Origin of the sequence: Parasutterella secunda, from assembly GCF_023336895.1 — a bacterium.
Taxonomy (GTDB): Bacteria; Pseudomonadota; Gammaproteobacteria; order Burkholderiales; family Burkholderiaceae_F; genus Aphodousia; species Aphodousia faecalis.
Genome location: NZ_JAMBLT010000001.1, coordinates 524,986 through 544,020 on the forward strand (window position 1 = coordinate 524,986; position 19,035 = coordinate 544,020).

The 19,035-nt window shown below is 47.6% G+C and carries 17 protein-coding genes; 5 read left to right on the forward strand and 12 right to left on the reverse strand.

Going from position 1 to position 19,035, the window contains the following annotated elements:
* Positions 1-185: 185 nt before the first annotated feature.
* The 9 genes from serB to hemA form a co-directional block, all read right to left on the reverse strand.
* Positions 186-1,040, reverse strand: coding sequence for a phosphoserine phosphatase SerB (gene serB / locus M3080_RS02570; protein ID WP_022472666.1), 855 nt, complete (start codon positions 1,038-1,040; stop codon positions 186-188).
* Between the two features lie 6 nt (positions 1,041-1,046).
* Entirely contained in the window at positions 1,047-2,582 is a 1,536-nt protein-coding gene (locus M3080_RS02575) for an alkaline phosphatase family protein (RefSeq protein WP_249091738.1), read from the reverse strand.
* Positions 2,583-2,584: 2 nt separating this feature from the next.
* The gene (locus M3080_RS02580) at positions 2,585-3,424 is read right to left on the reverse strand and encodes an ABC transporter permease (RefSeq protein ID WP_249091739.1); all 840 of its coding nucleotides are present in this window, start codon (positions 3,422-3,424) and stop codon (positions 2,585-2,587) included.
* A 15-nt stretch (positions 3,425-3,439) separates the two neighbouring features.
* Positions 3,440-4,363 carry an ABC transporter permease gene (locus tag M3080_RS02585; protein ID WP_249091740.1) on the reverse strand — a complete coding sequence of 308 codons (924 nt, stop codon included), beginning with the start codon at positions 4,361-4,363 and terminating at the stop codon, positions 3,440-3,442.
* Positions 4,363-6,432 (reverse strand): dipeptide ABC transporter ATP-binding protein, encoded by a 2,070-nt coding sequence (locus M3080_RS02590; RefSeq protein WP_249091741.1) that lies wholly within the window; start codon positions 6,430-6,432, stop codon positions 4,363-4,365. Before M3080_RS02590 ends, M3080_RS02585 begins: the two co-directional genes overlap by 1 nt.
* A gap of 68 nt (positions 6,433-6,500) precedes the next feature.
* Positions 6,501-8,054: an ABC transporter substrate-binding protein gene (locus M3080_RS02595; protein ID WP_249091742.1), complete on the reverse strand. Its 1,554-nt coding sequence runs from the start codon at positions 8,052-8,054 to the stop codon at positions 6,501-6,503.
* 152 nt (positions 8,055-8,206) lie between these two features.
* Entirely contained in the window at positions 8,207-9,025 is an 819-nt protein-coding gene (prmC, locus tag M3080_RS02600) for a peptide chain release factor N(5)-glutamine methyltransferase (RefSeq protein ID WP_249091743.1), read from the reverse strand.
* Between the two features lie 3 nt (positions 9,026-9,028).
* Positions 9,029-10,105, reverse strand: coding sequence for a peptide chain release factor 1 (gene prfA, locus M3080_RS02605; protein ID WP_249091744.1), 1,077 nt, complete (start codon positions 10,103-10,105; stop codon positions 9,029-9,031).
* A 97-nt stretch (positions 10,106-10,202) separates the two neighbouring features.
* A complete protein-coding gene (gene hemA / locus M3080_RS02610) occupies positions 10,203-11,492 on the reverse strand; it encodes a glutamyl-tRNA reductase (RefSeq protein ID WP_249091745.1) in 1,290 nt (429 codons plus the stop codon).
* Positions 11,493-11,569: 77 nt separating this feature from the next.
* Here hemA and M3080_RS02615 point away from each other — a divergent pair, with 77 nt between their 5' ends.
* The 5 genes from M3080_RS02615 (at position 11,570) to panF (ending at position 16,043) form a co-directional block, all read left to right on the forward strand.
* Entirely contained in the window at positions 11,570-12,085 is a 516-nt protein-coding gene (locus M3080_RS02615; RefSeq protein WP_022472675.1) for a hypothetical protein, read from the forward strand.
* A gap of 146 nt (positions 12,086-12,231) precedes the next feature.
* On the forward strand, positions 12,232-13,497 hold the full coding sequence (locus tag M3080_RS02620) for a M20/M25/M40 family metallo-hydrolase (protein WP_249091746.1): 1,266 nt from the start codon (positions 12,232-12,234) through the stop codon (positions 13,495-13,497).
* Between the two features lie 95 nt (positions 13,498-13,592).
* On the forward strand, positions 13,593-14,306 hold the full coding sequence (locus M3080_RS02625) for a gamma-glutamyl-gamma-aminobutyrate hydrolase family protein (RefSeq protein WP_249091748.1): 714 nt from the start codon (positions 13,593-13,595) through the stop codon (positions 14,304-14,306).
* Position 14,307: 1 nt separating this feature from the next.
* The gene (locus M3080_RS02630; RefSeq protein ID WP_249091749.1) at positions 14,308-14,577 is read left to right on the forward strand and encodes a DUF997 family protein; all 270 of its coding nucleotides are present in this window, start codon (positions 14,308-14,310) and stop codon (positions 14,575-14,577) included.
* Positions 14,574-16,043 (forward strand): sodium/pantothenate symporter, encoded by a 1,470-nt coding sequence (panF, locus tag M3080_RS02635; protein ID WP_249091751.1) that lies wholly within the window; start codon positions 14,574-14,576, stop codon positions 16,041-16,043. The genes M3080_RS02630 and panF overlap by 4 nt, the downstream gene beginning before the upstream one ends.
* 54 nt (positions 16,044-16,097) lie before the next feature.
* Here the strand turns inward: panF and M3080_RS02640 are convergent, their stop codons facing one another.
* The 3 genes from M3080_RS02640 to M3080_RS02650 all read right to left on the reverse strand — a co-directional run bounded on the left by M3080_RS02640 (position 16,098) and on the right by M3080_RS02650 (position 19,027).
* Positions 16,098-17,522 (reverse strand): aldehyde dehydrogenase family protein, encoded by a 1,425-nt coding sequence (locus M3080_RS02640; protein ID WP_249091752.1) that lies wholly within the window; start codon positions 17,520-17,522, stop codon positions 16,098-16,100.
* A gap of 171 nt (positions 17,523-17,693) precedes the next feature.
* Positions 17,694-18,359 carry a protein-disulfide oxidoreductase DsbI gene (gene dsbI, locus M3080_RS02645; RefSeq protein ID WP_249091753.1) on the reverse strand — a complete coding sequence of 222 codons (666 nt, stop codon included), beginning with the start codon at positions 18,357-18,359 and terminating at the stop codon, positions 17,694-17,696.
* 11 nt (positions 18,360-18,370) lie between these two features.
* Positions 18,371-19,027: a thiol:disulfide interchange protein DsbA/DsbL gene (locus M3080_RS02650; protein WP_249091754.1), complete on the reverse strand. Its 657-nt coding sequence runs from the start codon at positions 19,025-19,027 to the stop codon at positions 18,371-18,373.
* Positions 19,028-19,035 lie beyond the last annotated feature (8 nt).

The window sequence follows — 19,035 nt, forward strand, 5'->3', positions numbered from 1 at the left end:
AATCACTTAGTTCATTACAAGAATGTTTTAAATTATAATTTCTTATAAAACAATGAATTAGAAAAAGTTTGCTGTATTTTCTGAAAAATAGACAAGACTGTCGACAAAAATAAATTTTGATGCGAGTCAAAAGAAAAAGGCTTCCTTAGTATCTGGAAGCCTTTAAACACTTGAAAACCGTAGCCTTAGAGCTTTTTGGCCTTATCCCAAGCTTCGATAAAGAGGTTAATGACAACGTCAAGACCTCCGTGATTGACACGATACGGCGCACTGGCGGCCACAATCGGTTTACCGTGATAGGCAAAGCCCAGGCCGGCTGTTTTGATCATTTCTAGATCATTGGCACCATCGCCTCCGGCAATGGCTTGTGAATGGTGTAAACCATAAAGCATGCATAGCATATCCAAAGCGCGGCGCTTACCATCGGCGTCTAAAATTTCACCGCCTCCGGGGCCCGTGGTTTCTCCTGTGAGCACGCCGTCTTTCTCAATCAATCGATTGCAAAGGTAGCCGGTCATTCCGAGCTCTTCACACACAACCTTGGCGATCGTGTCAAAGCCTCCAGAAAGAATATAAGTTTTAAGACCGTGCTCTTTTGCAAAGTTGATTAACTCAGTGGCACCCGGCATTAATTTGGCATGAGAGGCCGTGACTTCCACGTAGTGGGCCGGATGACCTTTAAACAGTTTTACGCGTTCTCTCAAGTATTCGGCAAAAGGCATATGACCTTGCATGGCGATTTCAGTCATACGGGCTACTTCTTCGCCAACGCCGCACTGCCAGGCAATATCATCAATGCATTCAAGCTCAATGAGTGTGCTATCCATATCAAGCGCAAGTAAGCCAAAGTTTTTGATGCTGAGGCCATTAGGCACACAATTAACATCAAAACCTTGTTTAGTTGCCTGTTCTACTAATTCTTGAGTTAAGGTGCTGTCGGCTTCATTGACACGGACTGCATCCGGTTTAATCCAAATATTTCTAAGATTAAGTTTTTCAGCAAAGGCCTCAGCCCCTGCTCCTTGAATAACAATATCCATCGTTGATTACTCCGATTGATTTAAAGCCTCAATATTGCAAGTACCCGCTCTTGCTCCCTCGGTAACATAGACGTGATTACCGAATCGTACACGCTGGATATACTGCATAAATTTTCCCTCTTGGAGAGTGAGGATTTCTTCTTCACAATCCATTTTTTCTCTACCACCGATAGCTTCGGTCAGTAATCGTGCAGAAGGCATAGGGGAAAGAGCAGACTCATTTCCTAACAATCCCATCAGTGTCATTACGGTCAAGGCGAAATCGTCATGTCCGGCCGGTTCTGTGTGTACTGCTTCCGGTGCTTGAAATTGGTCGCCTTTAACAGCTAAAAGACTGTTAATTTCCACTGGTAAAAGACCACCATGGTTGCCAGTTCCAATTTCCAGCGAAGCGCCCATAACGAGTCGTCCTGTTCGAGGATTATTTCGCATGGTGACCCGAAGATCGGGGCCCCTGGCGTGATCGGAGAAAATAAGAGCTTCAGAAAAGGTGCCTTTTACTCGCCCTTCTACATCATTTTCGCTACTGCCGATTTTGGGTTGTGAGAATATCATGCCCACTTCTTCGATACTCATTAATTCATCCCGAAGTCGTAGTAAATTGTTTTCAGTAGGATGGGTTAACCAAAGTCCCAACGTATAGTCACCAATCATGACTATATCGTTGTCTTGAGGTTTTAGTCCATTCTGAAGATCTTTACCAGATATAACCTTCCAGCCTTTTTCTATCAATTTGCTCTTCAAGTCATAGTGGGCGCAGACTGTTCCGTGTCCATGGTCTGACATAACAGCAAGTTGCACGCCTTCTTTTTCCCCTTTGGCTGTCCACCAGTCTAAGACACGCTTAAAAGCTTCATCGGCTGCCTTTCTGGCTTGACGAGTTTTGTCATTAAATATCCCGAACTCATGGCTTGAGTGGTCAGGTTCGCCGATCCAAAGAATGGTGACATCCCCTAAGCCACGAGGTAATTCATAGTCAAAGAATATGTCAGTGACAAGTTTTGTTCCGTCAAAGTCTGGAAACTTTAATGCAACACCGTTGCCCCATTTTGCACAAAGGGCTTCACGCTCTTGAGCGGGAAGTGTAAGTCCTAGATCGTGAACACAACAGTTTAAGTGGCCGATGTAGCGGTCTGCGTGGATATGTTGCAGACGAGTGCTGCCTGAGGAATTCGCGCAAATAACCCGCAATGTTTTACCGGCCCGCGCCAATCGATCCCCCAGAGTTGGTACTTGAATTAAATTGGATACTGCGTCTTGTGTTTCAATGCTGGAAACACTGGAGCCAATGAAAACGCTTTTTTCCGAAGGCATTTCTCGATTAAAAAAGGCATTGGCGATGATGCCGTGTCGATTAGGACGAAAACCGGAGAAAATGCTTGGGTGATTAACATAGGTCTCTGTTGGGAATGTGGCTAAATAACGACTCCAACGGTGTGATCGGGCAATGAATGCCGAAAGAGTTGGCATGTCTTCATCAATACAGTCAGGACGTAAGCCATCGAAGCCAACGATGACGAATCGAGTTTGTTTTTCAGTCATATTTATCTGCCTTGCGGTTCTAATTTTTGTTGTACAAAATCGCCCAAAATGGACATTGAGAGAGTTGAAAGGACAATGACAACACCAGGAATAACAGCAATCCACCAAGCGGTTGTAAGGTAGTCACGACCAAAACCAAGCATTGTGCCTAAAGAGCTCATAGGGGGCTGCACACCTACGCCCAAAAAGGACAGTGATGTTTCCAGCAAAATCATTCCCGGAAAGTTAAGTGTCATATTGACGACAAGAGCTGAAGCAATATTGGGCAGGATGTGACGAATGGCAATACGCCAGGTTGGAATTCCTAAGCCTTCAAGCGCATTAGCATAGCCTTCTGTGTAAGCAGAACGAGCAAGATTACGGGTCAGGCGGGCGTAACGATCCCATCCATAAACAGCCATAATGACGACGATGACTGTAACGTTGGTACCCAAGAATGCCAAGATGGTTAAGGCAAGAATGATAAAGGGTAAAGAGGCAGTGAAATCCACAGCAGCGTTGAGTACGTCGTCAACGATACCGCCAAAGCGGGCTGCCAAGAAACCCAGTGTTGTACCGATTATCGCACCGAGAATCGTTCCGGCAATTGCCAATAAAAACGATAGTCTGAGCGAGTAAACTAAACGAGAGAAAACATCCCGACCTAATTCATCCGTTCCGAGGATGTGAGCGAAACTGGTAAAAGGCATTGTTAGGCGAGAGCCTAAATCCATTTGTTCCAGGTCATAGGGGGCAATCCACGGAGCTAAAACACCGAATGTGAAAAATATGAAAAGCAACCCCGCACTGCAATAGACCAGAACATCCGAGCTTTTCTTCTGTACATTAATAAATTGAGCCATTTGTCTCGTACTCCGTTAATTGTTGCTCTTACGCAAGCGAGGATTCACAACTAGGGCCAGTAAGTCCATCGCGAGGTTGGCAATAATGAGTGAGGCGCCTGTAGCCAATACAATCAGTTGAACAACAGGGATATCACGGTTAGCAACAGACTGCACCAAAAGTTTTCCAACCCCAGGCCAAGAGAAGACATTTTCTGTAATCACGGCACCAGCCACCAAAGTGCCCAAGAAAAAGCCCATAATCGTCAAGATGGAAAGCATGGCATTGGGCAGAGCATGTAGCCAAATAACCCGCCGATCCGGCAGCCCCCTCATGCGAGCGGCTTTTACGCAAGGCAGGCGCATCGCATCGATCATGGCGCTTCTGGCGTAACGAGAAAAAATAGCGGCTTCTGACGTCGCCATGGTGATGATGGGCATAATGTAGTGCCAGCCAGTAGCGTTACCGTAGGAAGGCAGCCAACCTAACCAAATTGAAAAGATTAAAAGCAGCAAAACACCCATGAAGAAGTTCGGTACCGCATAGCCGAAAACCGACACAAACATCATGGTTTTATCTAAAGCCGTGTTACGGTGCAGGGCCGCGATAACGCCGGCAGGAATTCCGAATAAAAGGGTCACGATGGCAGTTGGAATCATTAAGTCCAACGTTGGCCAGAAGGCATTCAGAAACACCTCTTTGACAGGCAACCCGGTCAAGTAACTTGTTCCCATGTCAAGAGTGATAAATTTCTGCAGATAAACAAGAAATTGTTCCCACAGTGGCTTATCAAGACCCCATTGGGCACGGAAAGCTGCCAATGCAGTCGCATCGGCTCCGTCCCCCAGCATAATACGGGCAGGATCACCGGTTAGATGAAGGGCGAAAAAGACGCAAGCGGTGAGCAAAAACAGTGTCACAAGCGAGCGAAACACAATACGCAGAACAAGCGCTACCATCACGCTTCTCCTTCGGAGGCCTGAAGAGCTTCAAATGCTTTTTGTTCAAAGCACGCACAGGCATGGTTATCAGAAAGTTTTGTAAGTGCCGGGACTTCTAAATGACAGCGTGTCGTGGCGACCGGACAACGATTGGCAAAGACGCATCCCTTAGGACGATCAATGGGGCTTGGCATTGAACCTTTCGGGTAAAAACGAATGACGCGAGCGTCTGCTCCGGGGGTACTCGCCATCAGAAGCTGGGTGTAAGGATGCTTGGGATGTTTGAAGATTTCATCCACATCACCGGATTCCACAATACGGCCGAGGTACATCACCACAACGCGGTCACAAATGTATCGAACCACATTTAAGTTGTGCGACACAAAGAGCATGGACATGTGGCTTGCGTTTCTCAGGTTATACAAAAGCTCCAAAACCTGAGCTTGAATAGAAACATCAAGTGACGCGACAGGTTCGTCACAAACCAATAATGCGGGTTCCAAAGCGACGGCGCGCGCGATGGCTGCACGTTGAAGTTGACCGCCCGACATGACAACAGGCAATTTATTCATGTGGTGACCGGGCATCCCTACTGCTTTTAAGACAGCTGCGGCTCGCTCCAGAGCGCTTTCTTTAGACAGATGTTTATGAACCATTAGAGGCTCGGCAACCTGTTCAATGACAGGCATTCGAGCGTCAAAACAGCCGTAAGGATCTTGATAGATCATTTGCATAGCGGCTCGTTGAGCACGCCACGGCTTGCTTCGGGGTTCCGGAATCGGCTGATCCTTGAAAAGAACGATACCCTGAGTTGGTGTTTGGTGACCTAACAACAGGCGGGCCAGCGTCGATTTACCACAACCGGATTCACCGACGAGACCAAGAATCTCACCGTGTTCAATCTGCACGTCAATATCTTGCAGTACATCCCAAGGTTTTTTACGTCCTAGCAGACCTTGACGGGTGTAGTAGCAATGACGCTTGATTTGCGCATTGACCAATGTCGGGAAGTCGGTTTGTTCCATGTTGACAATCGACTTCATCATATCGGTAACTTGTTGAAGGCCCTCTTGCTGTTCATTAACGGGCGCATCGTGAGCTTTGGTGCAACGGGAACGCCAATGAACGGAAGCGTCAATCTCTGTTAACGCTGTAAGCGTTTGACGACAGGAATCGCAGACTTTGCCACAACGACTAGCAAAGGGGCAGCCACTACCAAGTTTGTCCGGAGGAGGAATTTCGCCGGGGATCGGTTTAAGTGTGCCCTTGACACTTGTCATATCGGGCATCGCATCCAATAGTCCCTCAGTATAGGGGTGTGACGGATTGGGAAGAACCTTGGTGACGGGGCCTTCTTCGAGCAGATAACCTGCGTACATGACAGAGACTTTGTCGGCTATATCGTGAGCCAAGTGCAGGTCATGAGTGACCAGTAGCATGGACATGTTTAATTTGCGGATAGTTTCTCGTAACTCTTGCAAGAGCTCACGCTGTACTACCACATCCAATGCTGTTGTCGGTTCATCGGCCAATAGCAACTTAGGCGATCCCACCAAGGCCAGTGCGATCATGATGCGTTGGCGCATGCCACCTGAGAGTTGATGGGCATACGAAGTCATACGCTTTTCCGGCGCCGTAATGCCGACGGTTTTTAAAAGTTCCAAGGCAATATCGTGCAGGTCGTGCTTATGGGTGGCCAATACGGTTGCTGTGTTGTGATCACGGTAATTGGGATGGCGACAGGCAATGGTTTCCATCAATTGGTGCCCAATGGTTCTCATGGGGTTTAAGGCGCTCATAGCATCTTGCACCACCATGGCTATTTCAGCTCCTCTTAACTTTCTGTACTCTTCAGCAGAAAGTGTCAGAAGCTCTTTACCTTGGAATTGAATGCTGCCGTTGATGCGACAGTTATTGCCGGCAAGACCTAAGATGGATCGTGCCAACACACTTTTGCCGGAACCAGATTCACCGATTAAGGCATGAATGACACCCTGCTCAATATCGAGATCGATTCCGTGGAGCACTTCCACGGAACCGAACGATACGTGCAGGTCTCGGATGCTGATCAGAGGATCGTTTTGCATGAGATTTTTCTAGATGCGAAACCCGCCCCTTTAGCCCTAGGCTAAGGAGCGGGAAGATTATTGAAAAATTACTTAAACGACAGATTGTCAGCGTTTAAGTACAGACGGCCTTCAGTGCCAGGCGTCCATTGGACGCTCTTTTGCTTGCCATAAATCATCGGCAAGGCATAAAGCGGGCATGCTTGAGGATCATTGGCGAATGCTTGAAGCATCTTGATCCAAGCCGCCTTACGTTTGGCCGGATCAATAGAGGTTTCCAAAATCTTGCCGTTTTCAGCAAAAACCTTGTAATCGGCGGTTGTCGTGTCGATGTAGCCCATCGAGTCCCAAGACGTACCCGGTTTGAGACGACGCCATAATTGAGAAGCGGGATCTGGGAAGTAGGCTGAGAAGCTTGCATTATTAATCATGCGGTCAGCGCCGGCGGCTTCCACCTGCGTCCAGTTTTCCTTCACCTGAATTTCAATATTTAAGCCAACAGCCTTTAACATGGAAGCGATGGCCTGGGAAACAGTCATTTCAAGAGTGTAGTAACCGGCCTGAATTCGCCAGACAATCGGCTCTCCTTTATAACCGGAAGCTTTGATCAGAGCCTTAGCTTTTTCGGGGTCATAGAGGTTTTGGTTCATTTCGGGGATGTACAAATCACCGAAAGTCTTTGATTGGAAGCTATTGGCTGTTACGGTCTTGCCAGCGAACAAGGCGTTAACCAGGAGGTCTCGGTCAATGGCATGCAAGAAAGCCTGACGCAATTCCTTGCTTTGCATGACCTTAGAAGAGCGGCTATCGAAAACTAAACCGTAGATGTTATCGATTGGGCCACCGACCACGTCAACTTTACCGTCAGAGGATAGAGGTTTGATCTGGTCGGGCGGTACTTCGGTGATGAGATCAAATTCTCCGGAACGAAGACCGGCCACACGAGCGGACAATTCCGGCACTTCAACGAAACTTAACTTGGCAGCAGGAGCCTTCTTGTTCCAATAACCGTCGAAACGAACAAGATCAAGGCGGTTGCCGGTCTTAAAGGAAGAAATCTGATAAGGGCCAGTGCCGATTGGGTGCTTGACCCAATTTTCCCAAGAACCGGCCTTCTTGTAGCCGTCTTCGGAAATAATTTCAGACATACGGGCAGAGAAGCGACGCTCGATCAAAGGATCGGCGTCTTTCATCGTTACACGAACCGTGTAGTCATCAACTTTCTTGACTTCTTTCAAGCCGCCCAGAAATTCCCATGCGGCGGGGCGGCCCGGGGCTTTTTCACCCGAGAAGCGTTCAGGACCAAAACTGAAAACAACGTCATCGGCGGTAAAGTCCGTACCGTCGTGGAACTTCACTCCTTTGCGTAACTTAAATTCGACCGTCTCCGGAGAAATGCGTTTCCAGGATTCAGCCAAGCCCGGCTTCATTTCACCGGTGTGGGTATCGGCATAAATCAGCGTTTCGTAAATGGAAGCGACAACACGATCAATCGCATTATTGTTAATACCTTGAGGTTCAACGGTAGGCGGAAGTTGCTGGACGGCAACAACCATATGTTCGGCACTTGCCAAGGCGGCTTGAGACATTAGGCCGCATGAAATCAACATTGAGGCAAGAAGTGTTTTGCGAAACACAGTCATGAAAAACTCCATCACAAGAAAGTCAATTGAAGCCGGAACAAACAAAACAACCGGCAGAAAATCGGGACAGCTATCTTGGGGAGCTATTTTGATAGCGCAATGTTTCAGGATTGCGATGAAATGATGACAATTCGATGAAAAACAGCGTCAATTTAGGCAAGTCGAGCAGCAGTGACCCTATCGTTGCCGCCTAAATCTTGAATGGTTTGGATGTCTTTCCAAAGAGAATGTTTTTTAAATAATGTTCGAACGCTTTCACCCTGATCCCAACCGTGCTCGAAAGCGAGCAAGCCATTTTTCTTTAAAAAAGAAGGGGCATTTTTAATGATGTGATCAATATGCGTCAGACCGTCAAAACCATCGGTGAGTGCGCCAATGGGTTCATAACCCAAATTTTTCAAATGTTCATCTTCTCGATGGATGTATGGGGGATTGCTCACAATGATGTCATATCGCAGTGAGGCAGGAATGGCTTCAAACCAACTGCCACAATAAAAATGGATATCGGCACCGAGATTTTTCGCATTTGTCTCGGCAATCTCAAGTGCCGCGGGGCTGACATCCGTAGCGTTTACATTTAAGTTGGAATTTTCGAGTGCCAGGGTAATGGCAATACAGCCTGATCCTGTTCCCATATCCAGTACAGAGAGCTCAGAATCAATAGGGCATTGAGCGAGAACAAATTCAACGATGGTTTCCGTATCGGGTCTTGGAATCAAGACAGCCGGCGTGACTTTAAAGGGGCGTCCATAAAATTCTTGTTTACCGAGAATGTATGGAACGGGAACCCCCTTAGCCCGTTCTTGCACACACTTTTTATAGTGATTAAGAACGCTTTCCGTTAAAGCATCTTTGTCGTGCGTGATGAGATAGGTGCGTGTGACACCTAAGCAAGAGGCAAGAAGAAGCTTCGCCTCAAAACGATCTATGAGTTTTGAGGCGTTTTGCCAAGCTTCGCTTACTGTCGGCATGGATTATTCACCTAAATTAGCCAATTGCTCAATTTGGTGCTCTGTGGTCAAAGCGGTGATGATTTCCTCCAAATCACCGTCCATGATGAAATCAAGCTTGTAGAGTGTGAGGTTAATGCGGTGATCGGTCACACGTCCCTGCGGGTAGTTGTAGGTTCGAATGCGTTCACTGCGGTCGCCTGATCCAACAAGACTTTTACGGGTGCTAGCTTCCTGAGCCTGTTGTTTGGCAATTTCATTAGCCGTGATGCGTGAGATGAGAACGCTCATGGCGCGAGCCTTGTTTTCGTGTTGGCTTCGTTCATCCTGGCATTCTACGACCGTGCCGGTCGGGATATGGGTAATACGCACGGCAGAGTTTGTTTTCTGAACGTGTTGACCGCCGGCTCCAGAAGCACGATAGACGTCAATGCGAAGGTCGGCCGGATTAATTTCTACTTCTCCGATTTCATCGAGTTCCGGCAACACGGCAACAGTACAGGCAGACGTATGAACTCGTCCTTGACTTTCGGTTTCCGGAACGCGTTGCACGCGGTGGCCACCGCTTTCAAACTTGAGTTTGGAATAAGCTCCATCACCGATCACGCGAACAATCACTTCCTTATAACCGCCCAAGTCACTTTCTGAAGCGGAAACAATTTCCGTGCTCCAGCCTTGGCGTTCAGCATAGCGGGTGTACATGCGAAGAAGATCGCCGGCAAAGAGTGCCGATTCATCGCCACCGGTACCAGCGCGGATTTCCAAATAAATGTTCTTACTGTCGTTGGGATCGCGCGGCAGGAGCATGATCTGGAGGTCTTTTTCAAGAGCTTCCAAATGTTTTTTGCCATTATCAATTTCTTCTTGGGCAAAATCGGCTGATTCCGGATCCTCAAGCATTTCGCGAGCGGCTTCCATGTCGGCTTCGGTGGATTCGTATTCCTTGAGTTTTAACACAACCGGCTCGATTTCAGCCCGTTCGCGTGACAGATCGCGGAAACGATTCATGTCGTTGGTGACATCGGGAGAAGCCAGCATGGCATCAATTTCTTCCAGACGTCTGGCGATTTGTTTGAGTTTACTGCGCATCGACTCTTTCACGAGGAGTCTCCTAAGATTAAATTCGATTCAAAGAAAATACTGTTGGACGGCGCAATATTAAGGCAGTCCGAAAAAAGGGGCAAAACGTTGAGCGCCGCTAACGTTTTCGCTCAAGATAAAAGCGCTTAAAACACGCTTCGAGGTGTTGACGTTCAGCGGTAGAAAGATGCTCGGTGTCTTTGAGCAAGGCCAAGTTATCGTGAATGAGCTTACGAGTAATATCGTGAGCCATACGTTTTAAAGCGGCATCGACATCATTGCCGTTTTTGATACTGTGTTTGGCGCGCTCAATGCAGGCTTCGGACAAGTCGCTTGCGCGCTCAATCATCATTTCAATGGTAGGAACGCTGTTGCGCCATTGCAGCCAATCAGAAAAATCTTTGACACGCTGCGCAATGATGTGTCGGCTTTCATCCACGGCGGCCAAACGTTCAGCTTTGCCGCTTTGAACTACTTTGCCTAAATCATCAACAGTGTAGACATAAACATCATCTAATCTGGCGACTTCCTCTTCAACATCACGCGGTACGGCTAGGTCAACGATGAATATCGGTTTGTGATGGCGCTCACGAATGGCTCGCTCAATCATGCCCAAGCCGATAATGGGAAGAGCGCTGGCTGTACAGGAGACAATGATGTCAAAACGTGAAATCTGCTGAGGTAAGTCCGCCAATTTCATGCATTGTGCGCTAAAACGAGCTGCGAGCGCTTCTCCACGGTCAAGCGAACGATTGGCAATCGTCATGGACTTTGGGGCCTGGCCGTTGAAATGGGCGGCGCATAATTCAATCATTTCTCCGGCGCCCACAAAAAGAACGTTTAAGTCGTGCAACTCGCCAAAGAGGCGGTTAGCCAATCGAACGGCCGCCGCCGACATAGAAACCGTATGTGCTCCGATTTCTGTTGCAGTGCGAACCTCTTTGGCAACAGTAAATGTTCTTTGAAAAAGGGTGTTGAGCATCAGCCCTAAACCGTGGGCTTTTCGTGCCGCTTTTTCAGCTTTTTTCATTTGACCGACGATTTGTGTTTCACCCAGAACCATTGAATCAAGGCCGCTAGCTACACAAAACGCGTGCTCAACCACTTCTAAGTCTGTCAAAGCATATGTGTGGGGGGTGAGTTCAGATATGGACAGATTTTTCTCTTCAGCCAAGAAGGCTTCGAGCGCGCCGATGGCTAAGTCTGGATCTTCAGCCGCGCAGTAAAGTTCTGTGCGGTTGCAGGTAGACAGAATCAACGCTTCGGTAATATGGCCGGACTCTTCACCCGACAGGCGCGACAAGACCCTGCCGATTGTCTCGGCAGTTTCCTCGGGACCGAATGCAACCCGTTCGCGAATAGCAAGCGGAGCGGTCGTGTGATTTAAACCTAAGGCCAGTAAGTGCATGAAAAGAAAAAGGGAAAAACTTTCCCTAAAATCCAAACAGAAGCGTAAGTGTATAGCGTATCGATTAATTTTTCCTTATGACAAAGAATCTTCCGCTTATTCCGACCAATGAAGACAGAATCCGGGCTGCCGTATTGCGTGCCAGACGACACGTTGATCGCCAGGCACTGATGAGTGCCGGAGCAACTTTTGTCCCGATCCCGGGAGTGGATATGTTGGTGGATGTCTCCGTTATGATCAAAATGATTGACCATATCAACTGGGAATTTGGTCTGACTCCTGAACAAATTGATCGTTTGCCTAGTCAAAGAAGAATTCTGGCTTACCAGGCAATCAGTTGGGCGGGCACCGTTTTGGCCGGTAAAGTCATTACAGCCCAATTAGCCATTTCTGTTTTGAAAAGTGTCGGCATTAAATTAGGAAGCAAGCAAGCCGCTAAATGGGTGCCGGTCGTGGGGCAAATTAGTGCGGCGGCTTTAGGGTTCACAGCCTTGCGTTATTTGGGGCGCGAACATATTAAAGATTGTGAAAAAATTGCCCGCGAAGTTATTTTGAGGCTTTCAGCCGAAGAAAGTCATCTCTCTTCGGATTAAGGCAAGATTTAATTTTCTCTTAACACTCACAGTCCTTACAATTAATCCCGTTCGGTGGCTTAGTAGAAATAGGTCACGGCTTTTGACGTCCTTTCCATACTCAATGGATTAAAAGGAAGGGATAGTTGTAATCTTTTGGAGGATATATGGCTAAAGAACTTCCTGCATTAAGTGAAGCGGTTTTCTCTCAGGTACAAAAAGTTGCTCAATTAGAAAAAGTTCAAAAAGCACTTCAAATCGCCAAGCGTGATGTTCAACGAGCAATGGATGAACAGGTAGAACTCTGTGAAATTCCCGCGCCGACCTTTATGGAAGAAAAGCGTGCGCAATCCGTTCTTGAACGCATGAAGGCCTATGGTTTGACTGATGTGAAGATGGATGAAATCGGCAATGTCATCGGTGTTCGCAAAGGCACTGTGGAAGGCGGCCCGATTTTGGTTTTGGGCGCACATATGGACTCCGTTTTTTCCATCGATACGGATGTGACGGTGAAAAAAGACGGTATTCGTTATTCGGCTCCCGGCATCGGTGACAATTGCTCCGGCCTTCGTGCCATTTTGCAGGTTTTAAGAGGTCTTGAAGAAGCCAACATCCAGACAAAAGGTGATATTTGGTTCGTGGGTACTGTTGGTGAAGAAGGCAACGGTGACATTCGCGGTTCTAAACATTTGGTCAAAAACAATAAGATTGACGGCTTTATCGCGGTGGACTCCACTGATGTGGGTCGTGTGCTCTACGGAGCTACGGGTTCTCATCGCTGGCGCGTGAGCATTGACGGTTTGGGCGGCCACAGCTTCGCTGAATATGGAAAGACGCCGAGCGCTATTCACGCCATGGCTCGTGCTATTGAAAAGTTTGCTGATTTGCGTCCGGCTGCTGATCCGAAGACAACCTGGACGGTTGGAACGATTAAAGGTGGGACGACTGTTAATTCCATCGCCGCTCACTGCGAAGTCGAAATTGACATGAGAAGCTTTGACAACCAATGTCTTTTGGCTTTGGAAGCGGAAATTCTTTCGAAGTTCGATGAAGCTGTCGCAGAAGAAAACGCGTCTTGGACAATTACCGATCCGGAACGCATCCTTAAGGTAACAAAAACGGCAATCGGTGACCGCCCCGCCGGCACTCGTCCGCATGATTGCCCCGTGCTTCAAGTTGCCCGTAGCGCGCAGAAAGTGTTGGGTATTGAGCTGACTCAATATGGCCGCTCTTCAACGGATGCTAATGCGCCGATGAGTGAAAATATCCCGTCGACTTGCTTGTGCTCGGGCGGACACGCTGAAAATGCGCACAATGTGAAAGAATTCTTCGAAATGATTGACACCCATTTAGGCCCGCAGTTGCTGACTTTGACAGCTTTGAGTTTGGTTGGCGTCGAAGACGAAGAACCGCTGTTACCTAAGAAACTCTAATCGTTATCAAACCGAATATACTGTCGGAAATTAACCCCCTTTGGGTTGGCGAAAAATCCAAAGGGGATGTGGCGTTTCTGCATTTGAGTTTTTTTATGCGACCTTTGATTGGCGTGACATCACTTTGGGACGATGTAAAGTCCTGCGGTTGGATGTGGCAAGACTATTTAGAGCTAATTTGGGATGCGGGCGGCATGCCGATGGTACTGCCTTTAAATGTCTCACCGGAAGCTATTCATGAAGCTGTCGTTCGTTGTGACGGCTTTTTGTTTACGGGCGGTCAAGATATTGCTCCGAGTTATTTTGACAGCCGGTGCCCCCAGTATTGTCAAAAACCGGCTCTAGTACGTGATGCGGTGGAATTTGCCCTTTTTGATGCAGCCCGCAACACCCATAAACCGATTTTCGGCATTTGCCGCGGTATGCAGCTCATTAACGTGGCAATGGGCGGAACACTGATAGAAGATATTCCCAATCAAGTCGGCAGCCGAACGGAACATCGCTATGTCACGCCGGGGACTCCGACCATGCATGAAGTGGATGTATTGGGCGAGTCTTATCTCTTTAAAGCCTGTGCAGAGCAAGTCATAACAGTCAATAGTTTTCACCACCAAGCAGTTGATCGGGTTGCCCCTACTCTGAATGTGATTGCCCGCTGTTCAACCGATCAAATTGTTGAGGCGGTTCAAGCCAATGGCGATGATTTTCTGGTTGCTGTTCAATGGCACCCGGAGCGTATCTATCAGGGACGGCCGGAAAATCTGCGCCTAGTAGAATTTTTCATCGAAGCCGCACAAAAGAGATCCTAGTATGAAGAGTCCCAAAACGTATAAAGAAGCAATCGAACAAAGCCATAGAGAGGCACTCTATACGGTTGGGGCAGCACTTTTGTTATTTCTCTTTTTCTGGGGTGTTCTTTTTTTGACACAGGATTCGGCTTATTCATGTTGGGGCTTGCCGCTTTGGTTTTGGCTCTCTTGTATTGGCGGCTATCTCTTATCCGTATTGGTTGTTTGGTTATTAGTAAAGTATTTCCTGCGCAATTTCAATCTTGATCATAAAGAGGAGAAGGAGCCGTGAGTCCGTCTTGGGTCATCTTCATTCCTCTTATCCTATTTCTTTTGGCTCTGTTGCTTCTCGGACGCACGGATCCGCAAAGAACGGGTGCTGATTTTTTAAAAAGTTATTTTTTAGGCGATCGGGCTCTTAAGGGGTTCGTTTTGGCAATGACGCTTGTGGCCACCTATGGTTCGGTGAGCTCATTTGTCTCCGGTCCCGGTCTTGCCTGGCAGTACGGATTAGGCTGGGTAGTATTTGCCGCCCCTCAAATCATCACGGGTTTTCTGGTGTTAGGAGTGCTCGGCAAAAAATTATCTTTGGTTAGTAGAAAAATTGGAGCCATTACCGTTATTGATGTCATAGTGGCTCGTTTTAAAAGCCCCGCATTAGGAGCGTTTTTATCCATTGCGCTGCTTTTCTTCTTCATGGCCATGATGGTGGGGCAATTTATCGGCGGTGCTCAACTGATTTCCCAAGCGGCCGGTATCGATTATGTGTTGGGACTTTTGGTCTTCGGCGTCGTTGTCATTGCTTATACAACCACCGGAGGATTTAAGGCTGTTGCTATAACCGATACAGTCTGTGCCCTATTGATGCTTGTCGGAATGGGTGTGTTGGCCGCCGATATCATCGGACAGGCGGGCGGTCTGTCCTCTTTGATGCAAAAAATTACTCAAGAGGCAAACGCCGGGCAGGCACAAGCCTTTTTTACGCCAACGTCTTCGGGAGCGCTTCCCTGGACTCTTCTTTTTTCATCCTGGATCCTGGTGGGCTTTGCAACGGTAGCCCTGCCACAGTCAGCCGTTCGTTGCATGGCCTACAGACGAACGGAAGACTTGCATTTGGCCATGGTGGTAAGCACGGCTGTTTGTGGTGCGCTGATGATCGGTATGACACTTTTGGGGTTCTTGGCCCGTGGAGTTATTCCGGATGCTACCGTTTTCGGCCACAACACCGATGCGATGATTCCTTATTTAATTTCCCATCATATGAACCCATGGGTGGCCGGTATTACCCTAGTTGCTCCGATTGCAGCCACCATGTCTACTGTCAGCTCACTATTGATTGCTGCTTCCTCTGCGATTATCAAAGACCTATTTTTAAAACGCTACAGTAGCATCCCTGATAAAGGCGAAGCAGTAAGGCGGTATGCCAAAGTTTGTACTTTTTCAATAGGGTTGCTGTCGCTTCTTTTAGCTGTTGCTCCCATGGACATTATTGTTTGGATCAATATGTTTGCGTTTGGGGGATTGGAAATTGTTTTTTTGTGCCCATTGATCGGCGGTCTTTTTTGGGCTCGGGCAACGCGTTTAGGGGCGTGGGCGGCTGTTTGCGTCGGCCTCTGTATTTACGGATGGGCCTGTTTAGTGAAACCCGATCTTGGCGGCTGGCATGCTGTCACTCCGGCCATTCTTGCTTCAATTGTCGTTTTTGTCCTGGTCAGTTTGGTAGGCCGCAAAGAAAAGAACCTTGAATTTTTCCCATAAAAAGAGCTTGCACCCAGATGGATGCAAGCCGACATTAAAAATTATCCAATGCAACTAGAAGCTTGAACGATCAAAAATTGCTTTAGGTTGAGTAAATTCGAGCAGTCCGGCAAAACCGCCTTCTCGACCGATGCCACTTTGTTTGTATCCGCCAAAGGGAGCCGTGACGTCACGGGGAGCGTCATTGATATAAACGTTGCCGGCTTTGATTTGTTTAGCAACTTCAATGGCTTTTTGTTTATTGCCAAAGACAGCGGCATTAAGTCCATAAAGGGTGTCGTTGGCAATGGCAATCGCTTCTTCAATGGTTTTATAAGTAATCAAACAGAGAACCGGTCCAAAGATTTCCTCACGAGCAATTCTCATGGAATTTTTAACATCAGTAAAAATAGCCGGTTTAATGTAGTAGCCGTGAGAGTAATCCGTAGGAATTTCTCCTGTCAGAAGTTTTGCTCCTTCTTCAAGTCCTAACTTCAAATAGGCAGTAATTTTTTCAAATTGGGCCTTGGAGGAAACCGGTCCAATTTTTGTTTTAGGATCGCTCGGATCGCCCACAATATAGTCAGGAATATGCTTAAGCAATAGCGCTTCAACGGTCTTTTTATCTTCTTCGGCAACAAGCAGACGAGAAAAAGCCGTGCAGGTCTGACCACTATTGAGGAATATGGAATCAAAAAGTTTACCGACAGCTTTTTCATAGTCGGCGCCAGGCAGCCAAACGAAAGGTGACTTGCCACCCAATTCCAAGCTGATTCGCTTAATACTTTCTAAGGCACGTTGGCTCAGTTTAGAGCCGACTTTGGTTGATCCGGTAAAGGAAACCATATCCACTAAGGGGTGAGAAGCAAGGGCATCGCCTACGGCACTGCCTTTACCTGTAACCATGTTAATAACTCCAGGCGGGAAGCCCGCTTGATCGAAAGCATCAATTAAGAGATAGGCTGTAAGCGGAGTATGTTGGCTTGGTTTAAGCACAACGGTGTTGCCCATAAGGATTGCGGGAATAACCTTTTGGACGACCTGACCGAGCGGGTAGTTCCAAGGGGTAATGCAAGCGACAACCCCGATCGGTTCACGATAGACCGTTGAAGCTTGCAGGCTTTCTTCCAAAGGTAGTTGCATTGCGCAATCAATATAGGATTGGGTTCTTGTGTATTGGTACACACAATGAGACTGCACAGAAAAGCTAACGGGCGCTCCCAACTCTTTGACTTCAAGATCAATGATTTTGTCTTGGTAGCCCTCAAAGATTGTGAGCATCTTTTTCATCAGGCCGACTCTAACAGCCAACTCCGTATTGCTCCAACTCTTAAAGGCTTCGTGCGCGGCTTTTACCGCGGCATCAATATCTTTTTCATTTCCTTCGGGAACCCGTGCAAAATGTTCAAGCGTTGCGGGGTTTTCAACCTCAATAAACCGCCCGCTTGTTGAATCGCACCAATGGCCATTGATATAAATTTTGTCAAAGTTGTATGCCATTACATTTCTCCCAAACTTTAGAACTGACACTTTCAGTATAGGACTGCCAAAATGTTTTGACGCAAAAAATAGTAAAAACTCCCGCCAGATTCAATCAGACAGGAGTTCAGCTCTTTTGCTTGGTTACTCGTGAGGTTATTTAGTAAAGGCCTTATCGTCTTACCATTAGGTTTACTTCAGATAGTCGCGCTTTATCCATGCGAATAAAAGAGCGGCTAACAAAATAGCGTAGCAGACGCACGCGAGCATGCAACATTCGGCCATGTCCATAAATTTCCATTGTGGAAACAGGTACCAACCATCGCTTGCTTGGTAAACCTCGATCAACCAACGTTGGAAATCGCCCAATTCAGTACCCGCCGGCACGACCGGAGCGTCATAACCGCAATCGCCGGTTTGCTTAAACCAATCTGGCCACCATTTATCGAGTGGGAGACCAAAGTGGTAGGTGGGTTCTGTCGAGCAGCCTTGCATGCCAAACATCGCCAACGGATCATCAGAATGCACGGCGTCATGGATGCCCATCAGTTTCCAAGAGCACATCATTGTGTAGATCAAGCCGTAGAGGAAGATGCCGATACCGACGATCTTAGACCAAATCACCTTCGGTTTAATTGCAACAATGAAGGCGCCGATTGCCATTACGATATTGCCGTAACGGATGTAGACGCATTGTTCACAGGGCAGCATATGCAGCCAGTTTTGGAATAAGTAGTGCGCTAGAAGCACTAACAAGATGGACGTAAATGCAAAAAGCAGCCACGGTTCACGAGTGTCTTGCCAGGCGGCAAGCGTCCCCATGGGATCTTTTTTAAAGCTTGAACAAAACCCTTTCATGAGGCCCTTCCTTATTTCTTAGACAATTCACGGATGTTGTCGACCATGCTGTCAATCGAAGTGATAGAAGCCGTCTTCAACAAATATTTACCATTGACTACGAAAGCGGGCACGCCTTGGACTTTGGCGACATCATAGGTGCAGTCTTTCCAAGACTTCACGAGAGCTTGAACCTTCGGATCGTTCTTCTTTTGATCAAAATCGGTGCGGCTCATACCGGCAGCGTCAAGAGCGGTCTTCAAGAAAGCGTCTTCACCGGCATCCCAGCGTTCTTTCTTATCGTGGTAAGCCTGATAGAGAGCAAATTTGGCTTTTTTGTGCAAAGAGCCTTCATCTGTCGGATCGCGGCCAGCGGCTTCGTCCTCAACCCAAAGCACAGCGAGAACGTCATCGCCTTGATTGCCATATTTACCTTTGGTGTGAAGGTGATAGTCCTTAAAGGTGAGTTCCTTGCCGAGTTTTTCTTTAAGGATGGGAACCACACCTTTGTCATAGCGGTAGCAGAAGGGACAGTCGTAGGAGTAAACCTTGATTAATGTTTTATCGGCGTTAACAATCGGTTTTTCTAGAACAACGTAGTCTTGACCTTCAACCGGGGCGGCAAAAGCAGAAACGGAGAAAGCCATGCCGACAGCGGCGGCAGCAGCTAAGAATTGGCGACGTAACATATTAAATT

Excerpts from the sequence above, each read along its gene's own strand:
- dsbI (WP_249091753.1), bottom strand. The coding sequence starts at position 18,359 with ATGAAAGGGTTTTGTTCAAGCTTTAAAAAAGATCCCATGGGGACGCTT.
- M3080_RS02615 (WP_022472675.1), top strand. The coding sequence starts at position 11,570 with ATGACAAAGAATCTTCCGCTTATTCCGACCAATGAAGACAGAATCCGG.
- serB (WP_022472666.1), bottom strand. The coding sequence starts at position 1,040 with ATGGATATTGTTATTCAAGGAGCAGGGGCTGAGGCCTTTGCTGAAAAA.
- M3080_RS02620 (WP_249091746.1), top strand. The coding sequence starts at position 12,232 with ATGGCTAAAGAACTTCCTGCATTAAGTGAAGCGGTTTTCTCTCAGGTA.
- M3080_RS02625 (WP_249091748.1), top strand. The coding sequence starts at position 13,593 with ATGCGACCTTTGATTGGCGTGACATCACTTTGGGACGATGTAAAGTCC.
- prmC (WP_249091743.1), bottom strand. The coding sequence starts at position 9,025 with ATGCCGACAGTAAGCGAAGCTTGGCAAAACGCCTCAAAACTCATAGAT.
- M3080_RS02595 (WP_249091742.1), bottom strand. The coding sequence starts at position 8,054 with ATGACTGTGTTTCGCAAAACACTTCTTGCCTCAATGTTGATTTCATGC.
- M3080_RS02575 (WP_249091738.1), bottom strand. The coding sequence starts at position 2,582 with ATGACTGAAAAACAAACTCGATTCGTCATCGTTGGCTTCGATGGCTTA.
- M3080_RS02640 (WP_249091752.1), bottom strand. The coding sequence starts at position 17,522 with ATGGCATACAACTTTGACAAAATTTATATCAATGGCCATTGGTGCGAT.
- hemA (WP_249091745.1), bottom strand. The coding sequence starts at position 11,492 with ATGCACTTACTGGCCTTAGGTTTAAATCACACGACCGCTCCGCTTGCT.
- M3080_RS02585 (WP_249091740.1), bottom strand. The coding sequence starts at position 4,363 with ATGGTAGCGCTTGTTCTGCGTATTGTGTTTCGCTCGCTTGTGACACTG.
- M3080_RS02650 (WP_249091754.1), bottom strand. The coding sequence starts at position 19,027 with ATGTTACGTCGCCAATTCTTAGCTGCTGCCGCCGCTGTCGGCATGGCT.
- M3080_RS02630 (WP_249091749.1), top strand. The coding sequence starts at position 14,308 with ATGAAGAGTCCCAAAACGTATAAAGAAGCAATCGAACAAAGCCATAGA.
- M3080_RS02590 (WP_249091741.1), bottom strand. The coding sequence starts at position 6,432 with ATGCAAAACGATCCTCTGATCAGCATCCGAGACCTGCACGTATCGTTC.
- M3080_RS02580 (WP_249091739.1), bottom strand. The coding sequence starts at position 3,424 with ATGGCTCAATTTATTAATGTACAGAAGAAAAGCTCGGATGTTCTGGTC.